Origin of the sequence: Romboutsia sp. 1001285H_161024_C4 (genome assembly GCF_015550185.1) — a bacterium.
Taxonomy (GTDB): Bacteria; Bacillota; Clostridia; order Peptostreptococcales; family Peptostreptococcaceae; genus Romboutsia_C; species Romboutsia_C hominis.
Genome location: NZ_JADNAJ010000001.1, coordinates 1 through 19385, shown reverse-complemented (window position 1 = coordinate 19385; position 19385 = coordinate 1). Strand labels below are relative to the sequence as shown.

Annotated in this window: 24 protein-coding genes and 1 other RNA gene; 5 read left to right on the top strand and 20 right to left on the bottom strand. The window is 28.4% G+C overall.

The window, feature by feature from the left end; all coding sequences use genetic code 11:
- Positions 1 to 27: 27 nt before the first annotated feature.
- Positions 28 to 1149 carry a hypothetical protein gene (locus I1959_RS00125; RefSeq protein ID WP_195236803.1) on the bottom strand — a complete coding sequence of 374 codons (1122 nt, stop codon included), beginning with the start codon at positions 1147 to 1149 and terminating at the stop codon, positions 28 to 30.
- A 177-nt stretch (positions 1150 to 1326) separates the two neighbouring features.
- On the opposite strand from I1959_RS00125, the gene I1959_RS00120 reads away from it, so the two are divergent.
- Positions 1327 to 2337, top strand: coding sequence for a hypothetical protein (locus I1959_RS00120; RefSeq protein WP_195236802.1), 1011 nt, complete (start codon positions 1327 to 1329; stop codon positions 2335 to 2337).
- Between the two features lie 37 nt (positions 2338 to 2374).
- Here the strand turns inward: I1959_RS00120 and ssrS are convergent.
- A non-coding RNA gene (gene ssrS, locus I1959_RS00115) (6S RNA) lies at positions 2375 to 2559 on the bottom strand.
- A gap of 83 nt (positions 2560 to 2642) precedes the next feature.
- Positions 2643 to 3425, bottom strand: coding sequence for a hypothetical protein (locus tag I1959_RS00110; RefSeq protein ID WP_195237118.1), 783 nt, complete (start codon positions 3423 to 3425; stop codon positions 2643 to 2645).
- A 232-nt stretch (positions 3426 to 3657) separates the two neighbouring features.
- Between I1959_RS00110 and I1959_RS00105 the strand changes: the two genes are divergently transcribed.
- On the top strand, positions 3658 to 4098 hold the full coding sequence (locus I1959_RS00105; protein WP_092927320.1) for a hypothetical protein: 441 nt from the start codon (positions 3658 to 3660) through the stop codon (positions 4096 to 4098).
- A 36-nt stretch (positions 4099 to 4134) separates the two neighbouring features.
- Here the strand turns inward: I1959_RS00105 and I1959_RS00100 are convergent, their stop codons facing one another.
- The 12 genes from I1959_RS00100 to I1959_RS00045 all read right to left on the bottom strand — a co-directional run bounded on the left by I1959_RS00100 (position 4135) and on the right by I1959_RS00045 (position 14181).
- The gene (locus I1959_RS00100) at positions 4135 to 4776 is read right to left on the bottom strand and encodes a cyclodeaminase/cyclohydrolase family protein (protein WP_195236801.1); all 642 of its coding nucleotides are present in this window, start codon (positions 4774 to 4776) and stop codon (positions 4135 to 4137) included.
- A 14-nt stretch (positions 4777 to 4790) separates the two neighbouring features.
- Complete coding sequence (gene hutI / locus I1959_RS00095) at positions 4791 to 6056, bottom strand: imidazolonepropionase (protein WP_195236800.1); 1266 nt, start codon at positions 6054 to 6056, stop codon at positions 4791 to 4793.
- Between the two features lie 4 nt (positions 6057 to 6060).
- Positions 6061 to 6954 (bottom strand): glutamate formimidoyltransferase, encoded by an 894-nt coding sequence (gene ftcD / locus I1959_RS00090; protein WP_092927326.1) that lies wholly within the window; start codon positions 6952 to 6954, stop codon positions 6061 to 6063.
- Between the two features lie 82 nt (positions 6955 to 7036).
- The gene (locus I1959_RS00085) at positions 7037 to 9076 is read right to left on the bottom strand and encodes a urocanate hydratase (RefSeq protein ID WP_195236799.1); all 2040 of its coding nucleotides are present in this window, start codon (positions 9074 to 9076) and stop codon (positions 7037 to 7039) included.
- A 21-nt stretch (positions 9077 to 9097) separates the two neighbouring features.
- Positions 9098 to 10666 carry a histidine ammonia-lyase gene (gene hutH, locus I1959_RS00080; RefSeq protein WP_166504886.1) on the bottom strand — a complete coding sequence of 523 codons (1569 nt, stop codon included), beginning with the start codon at positions 10664 to 10666 and terminating at the stop codon, positions 9098 to 9100.
- A 154-nt stretch (positions 10667 to 10820) separates the two neighbouring features.
- Complete coding sequence (locus tag I1959_RS00075) at positions 10821 to 11831, bottom strand: LacI family DNA-binding transcriptional regulator (protein WP_166504885.1); 1011 nt, start codon at positions 11829 to 11831, stop codon at positions 10821 to 10823.
- A 245-nt stretch (positions 11832 to 12076) separates the two neighbouring features.
- A complete protein-coding gene (locus I1959_RS00070; RefSeq protein ID WP_092927334.1) occupies positions 12077 to 12271 on the bottom strand; it encodes a hypothetical protein in 195 nt (64 codons plus the stop codon).
- A 137-nt stretch (positions 12272 to 12408) separates the two neighbouring features.
- On the bottom strand, positions 12409 to 12594 hold the full coding sequence (locus tag I1959_RS00065; protein ID WP_092927336.1) for a hypothetical protein: 186 nt from the start codon (positions 12592 to 12594) through the stop codon (positions 12409 to 12411).
- A gap of 154 nt (positions 12595 to 12748) precedes the next feature.
- On the bottom strand, positions 12749 to 12970 hold the full coding sequence (locus tag I1959_RS00060; protein WP_330383780.1) for a hypothetical protein: 222 nt from the start codon (positions 12968 to 12970) through the stop codon (positions 12749 to 12751).
- Positions 12971 to 13135: 165 nt separating this feature from the next.
- On the bottom strand, positions 13136 to 13348 hold the full coding sequence (locus I1959_RS00055) for a hypothetical protein (RefSeq protein ID WP_092927338.1): 213 nt from the start codon (positions 13346 to 13348) through the stop codon (positions 13136 to 13138).
- 175 nt (positions 13349 to 13523) lie between these two features.
- The gene (locus I1959_RS00050) at positions 13524 to 13727 is read right to left on the bottom strand and encodes a hypothetical protein (RefSeq protein ID WP_092927340.1); all 204 of its coding nucleotides are present in this window, start codon (positions 13725 to 13727) and stop codon (positions 13524 to 13526) included.
- Between the two features lie 52 nt (positions 13728 to 13779).
- Entirely contained in the window at positions 13780 to 14181 is a 402-nt protein-coding gene (locus tag I1959_RS00045) for a hypothetical protein (protein WP_092927342.1), read from the bottom strand.
- Between the two features lie 150 nt (positions 14182 to 14331).
- Between I1959_RS00045 and acpP the strand changes: the two genes are divergently transcribed.
- On the top strand, positions 14332 to 14559 hold the full coding sequence (gene acpP, locus I1959_RS00040) for an acyl carrier protein (RefSeq protein WP_092927344.1): 228 nt from the start codon (positions 14332 to 14334) through the stop codon (positions 14557 to 14559).
- Between the two features lie 44 nt (positions 14560 to 14603).
- Here the strand turns inward: acpP and I1959_RS00035 are convergent, their stop codons facing one another.
- The 3 genes from I1959_RS00035 to I1959_RS00025 all read right to left on the bottom strand — a co-directional run bounded on the left by I1959_RS00035 (position 14604) and on the right by I1959_RS00025 (position 17011).
- Complete coding sequence (locus I1959_RS00035; RefSeq protein ID WP_092927346.1) at positions 14604 to 14828, bottom strand: hypothetical protein; 225 nt, start codon at positions 14826 to 14828, stop codon at positions 14604 to 14606.
- A 252-nt stretch (positions 14829 to 15080) separates the two neighbouring features.
- The gene (locus I1959_RS00030; protein ID WP_195236798.1) at positions 15081 to 16085 is read right to left on the bottom strand and encodes a nucleoid-associated protein; all 1005 of its coding nucleotides are present in this window, start codon (positions 16083 to 16085) and stop codon (positions 15081 to 15083) included.
- A 23-nt stretch (positions 16086 to 16108) separates the two neighbouring features.
- On the bottom strand, positions 16109 to 17011 hold the full coding sequence (locus I1959_RS00025; RefSeq protein ID WP_195236797.1) for an RluA family pseudouridine synthase: 903 nt from the start codon (positions 17009 to 17011) through the stop codon (positions 16109 to 16111).
- A 278-nt stretch (positions 17012 to 17289) separates the two neighbouring features.
- Here I1959_RS00025 and I1959_RS00020 point away from each other — a divergent pair, with 278 nt between their 5' ends.
- Together I1959_RS00020 and yfcE are read left to right on the top strand one after the other, a co-directional pair.
- Positions 17290 to 18090 carry an NAD(+)/NADH kinase gene (locus I1959_RS00020; RefSeq protein WP_092927352.1) on the top strand — a complete coding sequence of 267 codons (801 nt, stop codon included), beginning with the start codon at positions 17290 to 17292 and terminating at the stop codon, positions 18088 to 18090.
- Positions 18091 to 18112: 22 nt separating this feature from the next.
- On the top strand, positions 18113 to 18673 hold the full coding sequence (yfcE, locus tag I1959_RS00015) for a phosphodiesterase (RefSeq protein ID WP_092927354.1): 561 nt from the start codon (positions 18113 to 18115) through the stop codon (positions 18671 to 18673).
- A 48-nt stretch (positions 18674 to 18721) separates the two neighbouring features.
- On the opposite strand, the gene I1959_RS00010 is transcribed toward yfcE, so the two are convergent.
- Together I1959_RS00010 and I1959_RS00005 are read right to left on the bottom strand one after the other, a co-directional pair.
- Positions 18722 to 18928, bottom strand: coding sequence for a hypothetical protein (locus tag I1959_RS00010; protein WP_195236796.1), 207 nt, complete (start codon positions 18926 to 18928; stop codon positions 18722 to 18724).
- A 55-nt stretch (positions 18929 to 18983) separates the two neighbouring features.
- Positions 18984 to 19385: hypothetical protein (locus I1959_RS00005; protein ID WP_195236795.1), on the bottom strand; the 402-nt coding region annotated here is incomplete at its 5' end.

Here is a 19385-nt window from a genome sequence, read left to right as displayed (position 1 = left end):
AACAGATAGCTCTTTTTCCTTTATATACTATTCTCCACAACTTCCAAAGTCACAAACTTTAGAGAATGTATCTACAACTCTTGGTTGCACACCATTTGGTGAAGTTAAAACAACTAGTTGCTCATTAATTAAAGTACTGACATTATTTTGTAAGCAAAGTATTAAATCTATATCATTTGGTATGCTTAATTCACAATGACATTCACAATCATCATGATCTATACAGCTTAGTAAAGCTTTTCCGATACAATCTACTGTTAAATGTGTTTGGAATTCTTGTCTTAATGTAAATCCTCTTCCATCTGATGGCACACCTATTGGTGCTGATAATGTATTAAATAAGAATTCAACATCACGGCATCTCTTAGATTGACCTCCATGGCATTTTACAGCAGGAAATGCAAAAGCTATAAATTCTGTGCATCCGCATCTTCCTCTTAATTCTAGTACTAAATCTTCTACAAGTACACTTAATCCTTTTTGTTTATATACTACTGATTGTCCTTTTCCCCTATTACAACATCTTCTATGTGTTTCTCCACATACTGCATATTCAAAAGTAGTTTCACATCTTTTTCCTACTGTTGGTTCTAACGGTTCTATATCAAAATCTTCTAAAGTTGTCATTCCTGTATTTATTATTATTCCATTATGGTTTATACAAATTTTTTCTATTTCTACATTTACTTGACCTACTCTAGGTATTGGACCATTTATTTCTACTAATTCAACATCAAATACTAATGGAGCACCATTTGGAGCTGTTGCATCTGTAAATGTTTGAAATACCATAGTATCAAATATCCTATTGGCCTCAATTGCAACTGGTACACTGTTTGATACATTAAATCTTGGTGGATTTATAGGACCAAGACACTCAGGTCCACATTTATTTTTTATACATGTATCAGCATCTGGTTCACAAGGCTCACAGCACTGTGGTTCTGGATGACATACACACTCGCACTCGCACTTCATATTGTGGTTACAATCTGAATGTTTATCACAGTTTGAGTCTTTTTTACATCCACATCCTCTAGTTAAATCATCATCTACTTCTTGACTTACATGTTCTTCTAAACAGTCGTTTTCCATTTGATCTATATGCTGATTAGGAACTCTTTTTCTATTTCTTTTTAAATCTTGCATATAATGTCCTCCCCTTAAATGAATTATTGTTAATATTCAGCTTTTCACGCTTAATAAATATTATGCATTTAACTTATGATTTGTTACTTACTTGTACTTCTATTTACTAAAACTAGAATAATTTTCTATTATGACAATATACATTTAATATGAATTAATTTACAGGGAGATGATTTTTTGGGTTTTGTTAATGATTGCCATACAATAATTAGACGTTCTAACAAGGATATATTTAGATTTAGAACATCTAATGTTTTAACTTATGATTATTTTGATACCTATAGTAATCTGATCAAATCAACATATATTACAGATAAACCTTTAGATTTTACCAAGTTTTATTTTAACCTAGATAATAATGATAACATATATGGTATTTACATAGATAATAGCTTAAAATTAGTTGATATAAAAAATTCTGAAACTACATTTACTAATTTTGATGTGTTTACTTATAATAGCAATAAGTTTACTTTATTATTTCCTTATATTAAAAAATTAGATAATGAAATTCATATTTTATACTATGTTTATAGCAATGATAGCGGTAATATTTGTGCACTTATTCACCATCATAAATTAAATGGTGTTTGGACGGAAAATAAAATAGATTTTATAAATAATACTATTTTAAATAATTTCACAGTGATTTGGATTCAAAACTCACCTACAGTTTTTTACCTAAACCTCGTAAACGGATTTGAAGAAGTTTTTATGTCAAAGTTTAATTTAAGTACTTCAACTTGGTCTAAGCCTTCTCAATTAACTAATACAAGAAAAAATAAAATATACTTATCTGTATTAAAAGATAGCCTAAACTTTTGTCATATAGTATTTTGTGAAAATGTTGATAATGGGTATGCTGTTAAATATATAAATGGTTATTTAATGGATAATAAACTAGATATTAATATATCTAAATATATAACAGGTTCTTCATCCTGCATGTATCCAAGTATTATGAAATTTAAATATGATATATATATTATGTGGGTTAACTATAATAGATTACATACATCTATTTCAAATGATTTAGGAAAGACTTGGAGTGATCATAAGATTGATGAGTTTAGTTTAGAGGAAGAGTTTACTAGATCTTTATTTTACTCTAATTATAAATATGACTTAGATTACAATACAACTTCAGTATTTACTACTTTTGATGACATAGGTATATTGGGATTTTAAATTAAAAGAGTGTTGCTTTTGCAACACTCTTTTAATTTAAAATCCCGAAACACCGTTAGCTTACGTAAATTCATACCCGAGATACTCCCAGGTGGGTGACCTGCCAATAACTTTTAACTTCCCAGTTAAAAACTAGGCTTGTTATCCATCATTAGACTTAGTCTCCCTTATAACATTTGTCGGTTGAATTTAAATAAGCAATATCGTATGCTTCAGGATTTTATATACTTATTATATAACAAAATCAGTAATTTTAAAAGTAGTTTTATATAGTAATTAATGAAATATTAAGATATATTTCCATATTATTCATCTAAATCATCTATGTACTCACAAAAGTCGTCATCATCTTCATTAAAATCATCATATGCATCATATTCACTATCATAACTATAATATTTTTTATCATCTTTATCATCATCGACTCTTAAAAGGCTTCCCAATAATTTTAAATTATTCATGCTTCCCAAATTATTTAAACTCGCTAGAGAACTTATACTAAATCCATTTTCTTCTATATCATCTGGTAAAAATAATTCTGCAAATAAATCTATTTTCTTTTTCATATCTATAGCCTTTTCTATAGATTCTTTCCTTTTTTCAGGAAAAACTTCTAAAATTTCCCTAATCATCATATTCTTCTTATCTTCCTCATCCATACATCTAAAAAAGTTTGTTTCTTCTTCCTCGATATCCTCTATTGAACTAAGTTTCTTTATTCCCCTAACTAAGTCTAATACACTCTCAATCTTAACTAAAAACTTTCTTTCATCTTGTGACATATACTTTTTAGTTCTAGTTATTATTTCCATGCCACGCTCTAAATCTTCATCACTTAAATCCATAAGTTTTAAACCTTTATTTATATCATTTATACTAAATGCAATAGAATTATTATTTGAATTATCACTACTCTTTTTTCTTCTTTTTTTATTAACTCTTACTTTTTTTGTTTTATCTCTACTATTTCTATCATTTTTTTGAGTCATATCAATATTTTCCTTAACCCCCTTTGATTTAGCTTTATTTTTATTATCAAATAAGGATAAATCTCCTAATGATATATTCCCGTTACTAAGTGCAATCATTCCAAGTATTAAAAGTAGATTATTCAATAATCGTCACCCCTTAAAATATACTTCTCCCTCATATATATTTATGTTTTATTTGTTATTAGTGTTACTTTTTTTTATTTCGTGTGCATATATATTATCTATAGAAATTTTTATCTAAGATAGAATCTCTTCACATTTTATAATTTTTTCTATATATAAATAGTATGAGAAAAATTCAATATATATTATAGAAAGGGGCATTTTTATGAAAAAGATAAATGCAGAAGCTCTAGAGAAAATGGCTAAAGAAAAAAATATAGATAAAGATAAAATAGAACAAATTGCTGACAGCTATAAAGGTAAGTCTGAAGGTGAGTTAATGGATGAACTAATCAAAATAGGTCAAACTCTAAAGGGAAGAGATGAAGTTGTCTCTAAATTTAAGACTTTCCTAGATGAAGAACAGCGAAATAAACTAGATGTTATAATGAAAAAAATATCTGATGCTGAAATTGAAAATAAAATTAATGCTAAGAAATCTAAAACTAAAAAAGGATCTGGAGCTTCTACTAGTGAATCTAAAAATTCTAAATCTAGTAAAAAGTCTAAGCCTAGCAAAAACAAAATATCTTCTCCTAGTGAGTCATCTTCCCCAGCACATCCAAAAAAAGTAGTTAAAAAAGTCAAAAAAACTAAAAGACCATAAATAAAAAAAGCTATCCTAAAATTAGGATAGCTTTTTTTAACTTATTTTAGAATGTATATCCTCTATTACCTTATCTTTAATCTTATTTCCTAGCTCTAATATTTCACCACAACATTTAGTATAGTGATTTTTTGTATTATCATCCTTAATACTAGATAAATTTACCTTTACATTAAGTATAGCACCTTCTAACCCTGTATAAATCATTAATGTCCCTACACCTATATCTGTTATGGCATTTTGATTTCCATAAGTAGCTATATAATCTACTAATTTTAATGCTTCTAGTGATAATTCTGCTGTCTTATACGGAACTTCTATTGAAAATAAAGTTGCATCTTGAATTGCACTATTTCTATTTTTTATTTCTTCCTCACTATTTTTAGGCATTTTTAAAGCCTTCATAACTTCATTAAATGCTTCTGTATCTTTATCAACTAAGTTTACTAGTTCTTGCCTTATATCTGATAGTTGATTAAATATATTTACAAATTCTATTCTTGTAGCTTCATCTAAATTTTCATATTTTTTCTTTCCAAAACTTAAATGAGCCATCATTTTGCAAAGTCCTACCCCTATATTACTAGCTAAAGCAGCTACTGAACCTCCACCAGGAGCTGGTGAGCTAGAATCTACTTCATCAGAAAATTCATTTAAACTCATATCTATTAATTTCATACTTTCCCCATCCTTTAATTGTTATAACATACACGCTTATCTTTTACTACTAGTTTTCCATCTTTATAAACTCTATCTACATGGTTTATTCCAAAGTGATACATTAAGTATTCTATATTAGGAGAATCAAATATAACAAAATCTGCTCTTTTACCGACTTCTATTGATCCTATTTCATATTGCCTATCAATACAATACGATGCATTAATAGTTACTGCATTTAAAACTTCATTTGGAGTCATTTTCAATCCTAAACATCCTAATTGCATTGCAAATTGAAGATTTTCACTTGGACAACTCCCTGGATTATAATCACTAGATATAGCTACTCTAACACCTAAATCTATCATTTTTCTTGCATTTGCATATGATTTATTTAAATTAAATGATGTTGCTGGAAGAATATTAGCTACTACATTTTCTTTTGCCATCATTTTAATACCATCTTCACTAGCTGCCATTAAATGGTCGGCTGATATACAGCCTAATTTTGCAGAAAGCTCTGCTCCTCCTAGTGATACAATCTCATCAGCATGAATTTTTAGTTTATATCCACATTCCTTTGCCTTTTTAAGTATTAATTCACTTTCTTCTATTGAAAATACACTATCTTCACAAAATACATCGCAAAATTCAGCTAAATCTAATTCCTTTATCTTCTTCATGTCTTCTAATATTTTAAATATAAACTCATCATGATTTTCTCTACATTCTAACGGTATAGCATGTGCTCCTAAATATGTATGTACTAAATCTATAGGATGATCATTATCTAACTCTTTTGCAACTTCAAGTTGTTTTATTTCTGTATCTAATTCTAATCCATAACCACTCTTAGCTTCTACTGTTGTTACTCCAAACTCTAACATTCTATCTAAGCTTTTTTTAGCTTTATCGTATAATTCTTCTTTAGTAGATATTTTAGTAGCATTAACCGTGCTTAAAATTCCTCCACCTTGTTTTAATATATCTATATAAGAAACACCCAAAAGTTTCTTATAAAATTCATTTTCTCTTGATCCGCCATGCACTAAATGAGTATGTGAATCTATAAGCCCTGGTGTTACTAATAAACCATTTGCATCTACTACCTCTGTTTTTTCATCTATCATGCTATGATAATCATCTTTACTTCCTATTGAAATGAATTTACCATCTTTTATTGATATATATGCATCTTCTATCATTTCTATATTGCTCATATCTTTTTTACTTTTAGTTTCATCACTTTTACAAGTAGCTAATTTACCAATGTTTTTTATAATCAAATCTGCTATCATACTATTACTCCATCAAACTAGTTTCTAATACTTTTTCTAAATCAAAGTTTTCTAATCCTAAATAATAAGAAGCAACATCTATAAGTGCCTCCATAGGGCAAAGTCCTACTACTTCACTTCCAGTAACATTTACTCCAAACCTTCTAGCTTCCATTTTTACAGCTTCAAAAGCCCTATACATACTAGTTTTTGTGTAATCAGTTAGATTCATCGTTACTTGAGTAATTTTTCTTTCTGGTATTTCAACAGGTCCCGCTTTTATATACCTATAACCTCCGCTTGAGTGTCTAATAGTTTTAGCTATTTTATTTGCAATTTCTATGTTATCAGTATCAAGGTTTATATTATATGCAATAAGAGGTCTCCTAGCACCTATAGCTATTGCACCTGCGCTTTCATGCTTTTTAGCTTCTCCAAAATCAGGTATCCAATTGCTATCTTTTAGCTTTTCATCTAAACCTTCAAATTCTCCTTTTCTTACGTTAGCAAGATTTTGTCTATCAGGTTTTGTCGCTGCATCTTCATATAAAAATACTGGTATACTTAATTTATCTGAAACTTCTCTTCCAAGTTCTTTAGCTAAATTGACAGCATCCTCCATAGTCATATCTTTTATAGGTATAAATGGACAAACATCAGTTGCACCAAATCTTGAATGTTGCCCCTTATGATTATTCATATCTATTATATTTTTAGCAACTTCTATAGACTCAAACACTGCCTTTTTAACTTGTTGTGGTTCTCCTATAACTGTTACAACCAGTCTATTGTAATTTTTATCAGCTTCATAGTTTAATAGCTTTACACCTTCTTTTTTTCTTAGTGGTTCTACTATTTTCTCTATTTTTTCTAAATCTCTTCCTTCACTAAAATTTGGTACGCATTGAACTACGGCCATATACTTCCCCCCCCTATAACTTTATATGTTTTATATAGAATTTAAAATTTATTATGTGGTTAATATTTTCTATAATAATTTGCTAAAAATTTAAATTCTCTATAATCTCATCTATAACTTCTTCTTCTACCAAATATGGTAATGTTATATGATCTTTGCCTTTACACATTTTATTATATTCAATAACTGTACTTATAGAATTTTCATTTCTAGCCCATGCTCTTCTTGCAACACCACTCATAACATCCCAAGGCATAGAACTTCTTAATATATCGTCAACTCTTAAAGATCCATCTAATACCATTCCAAACCCGCCATTTATAGATTTACCTATACCAACTCCTCCTCCATTGTGAAGAGCTACCAAACTCATTCCTCTTGCACAATTACCTGCAAAACAATGAGTTGCCATATCAGCCATTATATTACTTCCATCTTTTATATTTGATGTCTCTCTAAATGGAGAATCTGTACCTGACACATCATGGTGATCTCTACCTAACATTACTGGTCCTATTTCACCTTTTCTTACCATGTCATTAAATTTAAGTGCAATGTTAGTTCTTCCCATAGCATCTTGATATAATATTCTAGCTTGAGTACCTACAACCAAAGCATTTTTCTTTGCATCTCTTATCCATATCCAGTTATCTCTATCTTGATATCTTCTGTCTGGATCTATTATCTCCATCGCTGCTTTATCTGTTTTTTCTAAGTCTTCTTCTTTTCCTGATAGGCATACCCATCTAAATGGACCATATCCATAGTCAAACAATTGAGGCCCTAGTATATCTTCAACATATGATGGGAATATAAATCCATCTTTTTCATCTACTTTACTTTTTGATATTTCCTTACACCCTGCATCATATATAGCTTTCATAAAACTGTTACCATAATCAAAGAAATATGTTCCTCTTTTATTAAGTTCTTTTATCAAATTAAAATGATTTACTAGAGTTTTATTTACAAGTTCTATAAATCTAGTTTTATTCTTATCTAAAAGCTCTGTTCTTTCTTCAAATGTAATACCTTGTGGGCAGTATCCTCCATCATAAACAGCATGACAAGATGTTTGGTCAGAAAGTAAGTCTATAAATATGTTATTATTAACAGCATATTCTAATAAATCTACTATATTTCCATGATATGCAATGGCACATTCTTTTCTTTTGTCCATATACTCCTTCGCTAAATTAAATGCTTCTTCACAGGTATTAGCAATTTTACTAACCCAACCTTGATTATATCTTGTTTCTATTCTTGAATAATCAACTTCAGCTATTATACCTACTCCACCAGCAATTTCTATAGCCTTACCTTGAGCACCACTCATTCCTCCAAGGCCCGAAGTTACAAATAGTTTGCCTTTTAAATCTTCTTCCTTCCCTAAACCTAGTACTAATCTTCCTGCATTTAAAAGTGTTGAATAAGTTCCATGAACGATTCCTTGCGGACCTATATACATCCATCCTCCAGCTGTCATCTGTCCATAATTTGAAACACCTATAGCAGCTGCTCTTTTCCATTCTTCTTGGTTATCAAACATTCCTATCATAAGACCATTTGTAAGTATTACTCTTGGGGCATCTGGTTTTGACTTAAAAAGACCTAATGGATGGCCAGATTGTATAACTAATGTTTGATCTTCAGTTAAAACTTTTAGATACTCTTTAACCAGTACATATTGCATCCAATTTTGAAACACTTGCCCTGTTTCTCCATAAGTTACAAGCTCATATGGATAAAGAGCTATATCAAAATCTAGGTTATTATCTATCATAACCTGAAAGGCTTTACCTTCTATACATTTTCCTTCATACTCTTCTATAGATTTTCCTTTTATATTTCCTTTTGGTCTAAATCTATATCCATATATTCTTCCCATTGTCATTAGTTCTTTTAAAAACTCTGGTGCTAATTCTTCATGATAATTTTCAGGTATATATCTTAATGCATTTTTAAGCGCTAACTTTATATCCTCTTTAGATAGTTTTGCCTCTCTTTTTGGCGCTCTTCTTATTCCTTTAATAAATTCACAATTATCTTTAGGTATTTCATTAATTTTTATAGACATTCCTTCAAATATTTCTTGATTTAAAATATTTAATGTTTTCTCCATTAGCATCCTCCTTATAGTGCTTTATATAAAACTTACTTCTGGAATTTCTTCATTTACTAAAATATCTTCTTCTATAGCTTCTTCTACTTTATCAATTATTAAATTTGAAATTATTATATCTTCGCATTTATCAATATCTTTATACATTATCCTATCTTTATCAACAAATGGTATATTATCTCTCACAACTTTATAGGCAGCCTTACTTCCTACTCCTAAATTATTATTTTCTCTTAAATCTATGGCTTGGACTGCTCCTAATATTTCCATTGATAATACTTTTCTAGTATTTTTCATTATTTCTCTTGCTTTTCTAGCTGCTATAGTTCCCATAGAAACATGATCTTCTTGATTTGCTGATGATGGTATTGAATCTACACTTGCTGGATGTGCTAAAACTTTGTTTTCAGATACTAGAGATGCTGCACTATACTGCACAATCATAAATCCTGAGTTTAATCCACCTTTATTTACTAAAAATGCTGGCAAATTATGATTTATTGCTGGGTTTACTAATTTTTCTAATCTTCTTTCTGATATATTAGCTATCTCTGCTAATGCTATTGATAAAAAATCAAAAGCTAATGCCATTGGTTGTCCGTGGAAGTTTCCACCTGATATAACTTCTTCTTGATTTGGAAATATTATTGGGTTGTCTGTTACTGAGTTGATCTCTATATTTACTTTATTTTTAACATATTCTATAGCATCTTTGCTAGCACCATGTATTTGAGGAGAACATCTTAATGAATATGCATCTTGTACTCTTATTTCTCCTTGTTTTGTTGTCATTTCACTATCTTTAACTATATTTAATATATTTTTAGCTGTATTTATTTGACCTTTATGTGGTCTTACTCTATGAACCTTCTCGTCCATTGCACAAGATATTCCATTTAAACCTTCCATAGTTAAAGCTAATGCTATATCTGCATGCTTTAATAGATTTATGGAGTCATATAGTGTTAATAAACCTATTGCCGTCATAACTTGTGTTCCATTTATAAGAGCTAAACCTTCTTTATAAGATAAGTCTTCTAATATATCTATGTTTGCTTTTTTCATTGCTTCTTTTGAAGGTAATCTTTCACCTTTATATATAGCTTCACCTTCTCCTATCATAGTTAAAACCATATGAGATAGTGGCGCTAAATCTCCAGATGCACCAAGTGAACCTTTCTCTGGTATTATAGGATGTACTCCTTCATTTACCATACTTATTAATACTTCTAATGTTTGTAATCTTATCCCTGAATATCCCTTTGACAAAGCATTTATTCTAAGTAGCATAATAGCTCTTACTATTTCTTCGTCTAGTGGATTTCCCACTCCACAAGAATGACTTATAATTAAATTTCTTTGTAATTCTTTTGCGTCATCTTTAGATATAACTATATCTGAAAATCTTCCAAAGCCTGTAGTTATTCCATAAGATACTTTATCTTCTTTCACGAATTTATCTACTAAAGCTCTAGATTTTTGAATATTATCTATAGCTTCCTTACTAAGCTTTACCTTATAATCATTCCTTGCTACTTTTACAACATCTTCTATGGTTAAATCATTTCCATTTAGTGTAATTATCCCCACAGCATAACCTCCCCAATGTAAAAATATATTCTATTTAAAAGACTTCTATACTTTTTTATGCAATCCTCCTTAATAATAATTAAAATTATATGATATAGCTATAATAAAAAAGTGTCTTAAAATAATGCTAGTATTATTTTAAGACACTTTTTTATTATCTTTCTATTACACTTTCTCTTTCAACTATTCTGTATGGTAATTCTATTTTCTTTTCGTCTAACTGTTCTTTATTTATCATTTTGATTACCATTCTTATAGCTACAGCTCCCATATCATATAATGGTTGATGTACTGTAGTTAATTTTGGTCTATACATATTAGCTATTTTTACATCATTAAATCCTGCAACTGATATATCTTCCGGTACTTTATATCCAGCATCGCATATTGCATTTATGGCTCCTATTGCAGCTTCATCTCCCGTTACAAATGCTGCATGAGGTATTATTCCTTCATCAAGTAGTTCTTTCATACTTTCATATCCAGCTTCATAAGTAGTTCCACCATATTTAACTAAGCTCTTATCTAATTGTATATTTCTTTCATTTAAGGCTTCTTCATATCCCGATAATCTTTCCATTTCAAGTACTGTATCATCTTTACTAGTCATCACAAATGCTATTTTTTCATGCCCTTTATCTAAAAGATATTTAGTCATATCATAAGTAGCTTCTTTATTACTTGTACTTACTGTATATATATCATAATTTCTTGCTGTTTTACTTATATAAGTTGCTGGTATTCCACAGTTTTGTATATAGTTTATATGATCTTCTTCTACTTTCCAAGATATCATAACGATACCTTCAACTTGTTTTGCTCTTAGTAAATTTATACTTTTTAATTCTTGTTCTTTATTTGAGTAAGTATTAGCTAATAATATCTCATAATCATACATTTTAGCTACTTCCTCTATACCATTTAATATTTCATTTACAAAAGAATCCGATACTTCTGGTACTATAACTCCTATTAGCTGACTTTTTTTAGTAACTAAACTTCGAGCTAGAGGGTTTGGTATATAACCTGTTTCCTTTATAACATCTAAAACTTTTTGCTTTACTTCATCAGTAACTGGTTTTGAATCATTTATAACTCTCGATACCGTAGATATAGAAACTCCAGCTCTTTTTGCCACATCTTTTATAGTTATGTTGCTTTTCATTTTAGTTCCTCCTTATACATATTTTATGTATTTTAAAGTTTAATCCGTCTACTTTCTTAAATTTTAATTTTACCATATATTATAAATTTTATAAATATTTTAAGACGATTATTTATTAGTTTTATTATGTAATATAATTTTTATACCCAAAAACAGCGTATTAATTTACCTTCATAAGTAAATATTTTATCTCTAAATTAAAAAAAAAGCAACGGTATTTAACACCGTTGCTTTTTTGGTAAATATTAACAGCAATCTCCGTCTTCGAAAAGACCTCCACAAGAACATGTTATTAATAATAATATTAAGAATGGTATCCAATCAGTTATACAAATCTCACTCCAACATTCTTGGAAAGCTAAGAATAAGAAGAATAATACTATTATCCACCAAGCTCCACCTGCGAAAAATCCACAATCTCCAAAAAATCTATCTAGCATAACAAATTCCTCCCTTTGATAAATTTTTTAATGAATTAACTTTTAGATGTCTATACATAATCTAAAATTTTGTATAGTATATAATATGAATCTTTTAAATTTTTGTTACTCATAATGTTTTTTATTTTTTAATTTTACTAACAATCTCCTCCAATTTCTCCACAACTACAAACTATTAATAGTAATATTAAGAATGGTATCCATTCAACTATTTCTATTTCACACCATTGTTCTCCAAATACTAAGAATAAGAAGAATAATATTATTATCCACCAAGCACCTCCAAAGAAACCATCACAACCACCAAATAATCTATCTAACATTTTGCTACCTCCTGTTGTTATTATAATTTGAGTTTTCACTCTTAACATATAATATGCAAGAAATTAAATTTGTGATATTAGTTTGTATAATTTTTATTTTTATAATTTAAAATAAAAAAACAAAAGAATGCAAAGCACTCTTTTGTTTTCTTATTTAGCATCCACAGTCGAAGTTAGCCTCACAGCATCCAAAATCTCCATCATTAACTCCTACACATGAACACACTATTAATAATAATATTAGGAATGGAATCCAGTCAGTTATGCATATATCGCTCCAACATTCTTGGAAAACTAAGAACAAGAAGAATAGTATTATTATCCACCATCCTCCTCCTCCCATACAATCAAAAACTCTACTTAATTTGCTACTCACAAAAATCCCCCCTACATAAGAATAATTCTTTAGTGAAGTATATTTATGTCTCGTTAGGGCTTTTGCCCACTTAATACATAGTATGTAATTTTTCAAAAAGTGTTATTATTTTTTTATAATTTATAAAATTATTTGTTAATAAAGAACTCTAAATAGAGTTCTTTATTAACAACATCCACATCCACAATCAAAATCAAAATTAGTCAATAAAAGTATTATAAGAACTATCCAAATAATACCCATATCATCACATAATATCCATTCAAGAAGATCATCTCCTAGTAAAAGTATTACACCTATTACTATCAATACTATTAGACCAGTGTTGCCAAATAATCCTCCTCCAAAGAATCTTGATAATCCTTGATCTGTTGACATTAATATCCCACCTTTAATTTTATGAATAATAGTATATTACTAACTATTTAATAAATATTATGTAATAATGTGTAAAATTGTTACCCTTTTATTAAATTAAATCATAATATATTTGTCTATTACTAAATTTTTTGACACAAAAAAAGAAATCAAATGATTTCTTTAAAAAAGCTTATTAACAAAGACTTTCATCAAAATTAAATAATAAAAGTAGTACTAATATAATCCACATCCAAGCATTATCGTTTTCTAGAAAGTCATCTAATAAATCTGTAAATATAACAATAAATACTAATACTATAACTATTAGCATTCTATTGTTTAAAATATTATTATTCCCTCCAAACAAACGAGTTAGGGTATCTTCTAATTTTGCCATTAAACCCCCCCCTTTTAATTCATGATGTCTTTATTAAATGTATATAAGATTACTATACTAAGTTTTTATTGATTATTAACCTATCAATCTCTCTATCACATAATTTATTGTACTTTTCTACTTCTCCTAAATATATCTTTTTACCTTCTGTCTCTTTTAAGCTTTTTACTAAACTATCTATGGACTTTACCTTATAGTTTTTATAATTATCTATTAAAAATGTTGTATCAGTATTATTTAATCCTTCTTTAAGACTATTAAGTCTTTTTATATAGTCTTGTTTATTTTCTAATACATAATATTCCTTATCTATTATATCTTCTAGTATAATATTTGTTTCTGCCACATAATCTTTAATCTTTTGCATATCTAATGTTACTGAATTATAATAAAAATTTCCTAATATTACTAAAAATACTCCAATTGAAGATATTAGTAAACTTATATACTTCATAACAATTCCTCCTATGTATAAAATTTATATATTAATTTATATTCTCATTAAAAAAGTTTATTACATTTTCTTAAAAACTCTATTGAAAAATTTTTAATATTATATTAAACTACAAGTAAATTTATAAACCGTTTCTAGGAGGGTTAAACCATGTTTGAAAAAATAAAATCAATAATAGCTGAACAATTAGGAATAGATAACACAAATGTAATGACTAAAGATACTTCTTTAATAGAAGATTTAGAAGCTGACTCTTTAGATGCTGTTGAAGTTATAATGGCTCTTGAAGATGAATTTGGAATAGAAATTCCAGATGAGGAAGCTGAAAACTTCAAAACTATAGGTGATATCTGTAAATATATAGAAGATAACCAATAATCTAAAGAAATAAAGCCGAGCATATGAAGCTCGGTTTTAACTTATTAACAGCAAAAATCATCATGGCAACCATCATTTCTCCCAAGCATAAATACTAAAAAGACTAAAAGTATAATCCAAACTAATGAATTATTTTGGTCGAAAAAACAATCTAAGTTTCCATTTGAATTAATTAAAAGAAGTACAACCAATCCTATTATCAAAAAAAATATCATTGGATTATCATCTACAAAATCAAACCCTCTTAACATATCTTTTAGTTGTTCCATATTTACCCCCTTAATATGTAACAATTTTAGTCCTATTATATTTATATGGCTTTCAATAATATATATTGCATGTACACTAAAAAATTAAATTTACTCCTAATAATTAAAATATTATTTTTAACATGCGCAGATTTCTTGAAATTACTTTACTCTAAAAATTAAACATATATTTTAAGTTTAATACAGAAAGTTTAATACAGAATATTTGTATACAAAAAGCACCAAAGCTTTATAAGTCTTTGGTGCTTTTTGCTACTTCTCTTCGTAAAATCTAATATTTTTTAATGTTATATCTATACTTCCATCTGGGTTTTGCTTTACACTGTATTTCATTGGGTCTTCAAAATCTTCTAAATTTCCTTTTAAATCAAATCCATTATCCGTTTTTATACTTCTTTTCTTAAGCTTTTTTTCAACCCATGTTTTATCTATATTGAAACCTTCATCTAATCCCTTATCTTCCATATGTTCTTTGAAGCTTTCTTTTAGATTTTCATCTTTTATATTATTTTCTATAAAATCATTCACATCTATTTCATGCTTTTCTTTTAATGTATAATTAAGTACACTTCTCATATCTTCTGCTTGTTTTATATTTTCTGTTAATGCATTTGTTATCCAATTTTCCGCTGACTTTTTAAATACCTTCGTCTTATATTTGTCATCATCAATTCTTTCTGCATTTAAGAATTCCTTAATGAACTTTGATTCACTTTCTTCCTTCTCTGCATCTTTATCTAACAATCTTAAATGAAACTCATCATTTATTCCACTTACTCCTATAATTGCACATTGCTTTTGTCTTCCTGTTTCTGGTATACCTATTTCATTTGCAACCATTTGTATATTAAACTTATCATCTATAAATTCTATAGAGTGAGTGTAAAGTTTTTTATAATCTAGCTTAAGTATAGCTACATATTTTTCATCCTTAACTGTATATAAACATATTGCTAAATCACATGAATCTATTTCTGAATTGATTTTCATTATATCAAATAAATATGCTGCTATTTCCTTAGAATTTTCTAAGAAAGTGCTTTCATCATATATTATCTGCTCACAGCAATTTTTTATTATATTATTGTTATAATCCTTAAATATTCCTTTTCTTAAATCATCATCTTTAGTTACTCTTTTTATTATTTTTTGGAAAAACTTATCTACCTCAGGATTTATTTTTCCCTCATAGTCATTTAGTATTGGAACATCACTATTTTTATCTAATACATGTATTATAAACTTATGAATTATCATAATCTCACCTCTAATTATATTTGTTATTTTAGCTTATTTATTAAGTCTTCTATATCTTTTGGTAAATTAGCCTTAAACTCTAACTCTTCTTTCGTTCTAGGCTGATTAAATTTTAAGCTATATGCATGTAATGCTTGTCTATTTATGAGATTTTCATCTACATATCCATAAAGCTCATCACCTATTATACCATGACCTATATAGTTCATATGGACTCTTATTTGGTGTGTTCTCCCTGTCTCAAGCTTCACTTCTAGTACTGTAGCATCATTTAATCTTTCTAATACTTTATAATGAGTTACAGATTCCTGCCCTCTTTCATCCACAACTCTTTTTATACTATCTTCCGTGGGTCTATATATTGGTTGATTTATAGTTCCAAAATCTTCTTTTACTATTCCTTTTACAACAGTTATGTAAGTTTTTTCAACTTTATCTTTACTCATATCTAATGATAAAGTATGATGTGCATAAGCATTTTTGGCAACTATAACTAACCCAGATGTATTCATATCTAATCTATTTACAAACCTTACTTTAACTTTTTCATTTTTCTTGATTATATAATCAGTTATTCCATTTGCTATTGTACCTTCACTATGACTTTTAGTCGGATGTACCACCATAAACGGTGGTTTGTTAACCATTATTATATCAAAGTCATCATACAATATGTCTAAATTTAAATCTTGTGGTGTAAAATTCGCCATATCTTCTTCTATTTTTACTTCTATTAAATCACCTTTTTTAACTTTAGTACTAGGCTTTTTAAATTCACCGTTTACTAACATACTTTGTTCTCTTTTCATCTTTGATAATGATCTTACAGAGAAATTTAATTTATCTAATAGTATCTCTTTTAACGTTGAATTTTCTTCACTCGTATAAGATATGATATTATACCTTTGTTCTTCCTTTTTAAACAAATCTGCACCTACCTTCTTTTCTTATAACATTATATATTTTATACTATTTTAGATTAATAGATAAGACCTTTTATTATTAATATCTTACTTATATTTGTTTATAAACTTTAAATTTTACTTATTTTTAGTATACATAAATTCTTTCTTTATGTATTATCTTATATATGTACCTCTATAATCAACTATTTGAGTATAAAGAGTTTATTTGTCTACTTTTAATTAACTATAATTTAACCTATTAAGTTATGCTATAATACAAAGTATAGAGGGGTGGAAAAATGAGAAAAATTATAACTGTAAAATCAAATGAACTTAAAAAATCTATTGCAACGAAAAACTTATTAACTAACAAACTGATTTCTGCTGGATTTGAGGTAATCGATTATTTCCATCCAGATACAGAACTTGTTATATCAATTGGTGGAGATGGATCTTTTTTAAAGACTGTTCACGATTTTAATTTTCCTGATGTTCCAGTAGTCGGGATAAACACAGGGCACCTTGGCTTTTTCCCAGATATTTCTCCAGATGATATTGATAGATTTATAACATCATACATAAATGAAGATTATTTGATACAAGATATACCTCTTCTTGGTGCTAGTATCTGTACTGATAAACATTGTAATGATATATTTGCTATAAATGAAGTCGTTGTAAAAGGAGATAAATCTAGGATTATACACATTGACGTAAATATAAATGATAGACATATACAAAAATTTAGTGGAGATGGAATGATTATATCAACTCCTACAGGTTCAACAGCCTACAATTATGCAGCAGGAGGTAGTATTGTTGATCCAAGTATAAGCTTAATGCAGCTTACTCCACTTTATCCTATAAATACAAATGCTTATAGAAGTTTTACTTCTAGTATTATATGTTCTAATGATTCTGTAATAAATATTACTCCTGAATATAGATTTGAAAACTCAATTATAATAGTAATAGATGGAGTCGAGCATAAATTTAATCGTATTTCTAGCATTAAAACTTTTATGTCTGATGTTAAAATAAAATTACTCAGAATGTCAAACTATGAATTTTGGAGTAGGGTTTCTGAAAAATTCTTGTAATCTTAACTTAGGAGGAAATGAAATGAAAATAGGTGTAATGAGCGATACTCATGGAAGTTTACTTTATTTTGAAAAGGCACTAGATGCATTATCTGAGTGTGATGTGATTTTACATGGTGGTGATGTTCTGTACCATGGACCTAGAAATGATATTCCAGAAGGTTATAATCCAAAAGGAGTAATAGCCAAAATTAATGAACTTAATAATATAATTATCGCTAGGGGAAATTGTGACGCTGACGTTGATCAAATGGTTATAAATCATCCTATCCAAAGTCCGTATGTTATGAATCAATTTGGTGAAACTAGAATAATAATGACTCATGGATATACTAAGTCTAAAGAAGATACTATACAAGATGCTAAAAATATGGGTGGAGATATACTTATTCTTGGTCATACTCATGTTAAAGAACTTTATATAGATGAAAATTTAATAGTATTAAATCCTGGAAGTACATCAATTCCTAAAGATGGCACTCATTCAGTCGCTATCATAGATATAAATCAAAGTGATGATGAAGTTGATATGGAATTTAACTTACTAGATATAAATAGCGGTGACGTAATACATATAAATTAAAAGGGAGAGGTTATTTTAGCCTCTCCTCTATTTATATATATCTACTTTTTATTCATCGTCTCCACTTTTTTTAACCGTTTTAGAATCGCTCACTTTTTTACTATTTTTTATTGGTTCACTCTTACTATCATGTTTGCTATCGTGTTTGTTGTCATGCTGGCTATCATGTTTGCTATCATGCTGGCTATCATGTTTACTATCGTGTTTGCTATCATGCGAGCTTTTACTACTCTGCATTTTTTTTCTAAAATTCATATCCCATATACTCCTTATTTTTTAATAATTATATTTTCCTATTTTCTTGCTAGTCCTAACAACAATTGTTATTGTTATTGTTATTGTTATTATCATTATCACAATTATCATCATCGCAATTGTTATTATTGCAATTTATTTCGTCATGTTCAAATTTATGTTTTTTTCCACAACATCCACAAGTAACATATATATTTATAGGTGTATGAACAGTTATTGGTCCTATATTGTTGTTTGCATTTGATTGATTGTTTGCACTAGATTCTGATGTTGAATCTACATCTGCACTTGCATCTGCTGTTGAGTCTGAGTCTGATGTTGAATCTGCATCCGCTGTTGCATCTGAGTCTGATGTTGAATCAGATGTTGCATCTGTATCTGCTGTTGCATCTGAGTCTGATGTTGAATCAGATGTTGCATCTGCGTCTGCTGTTGAGTCTGCATCCGCTGTTGCATC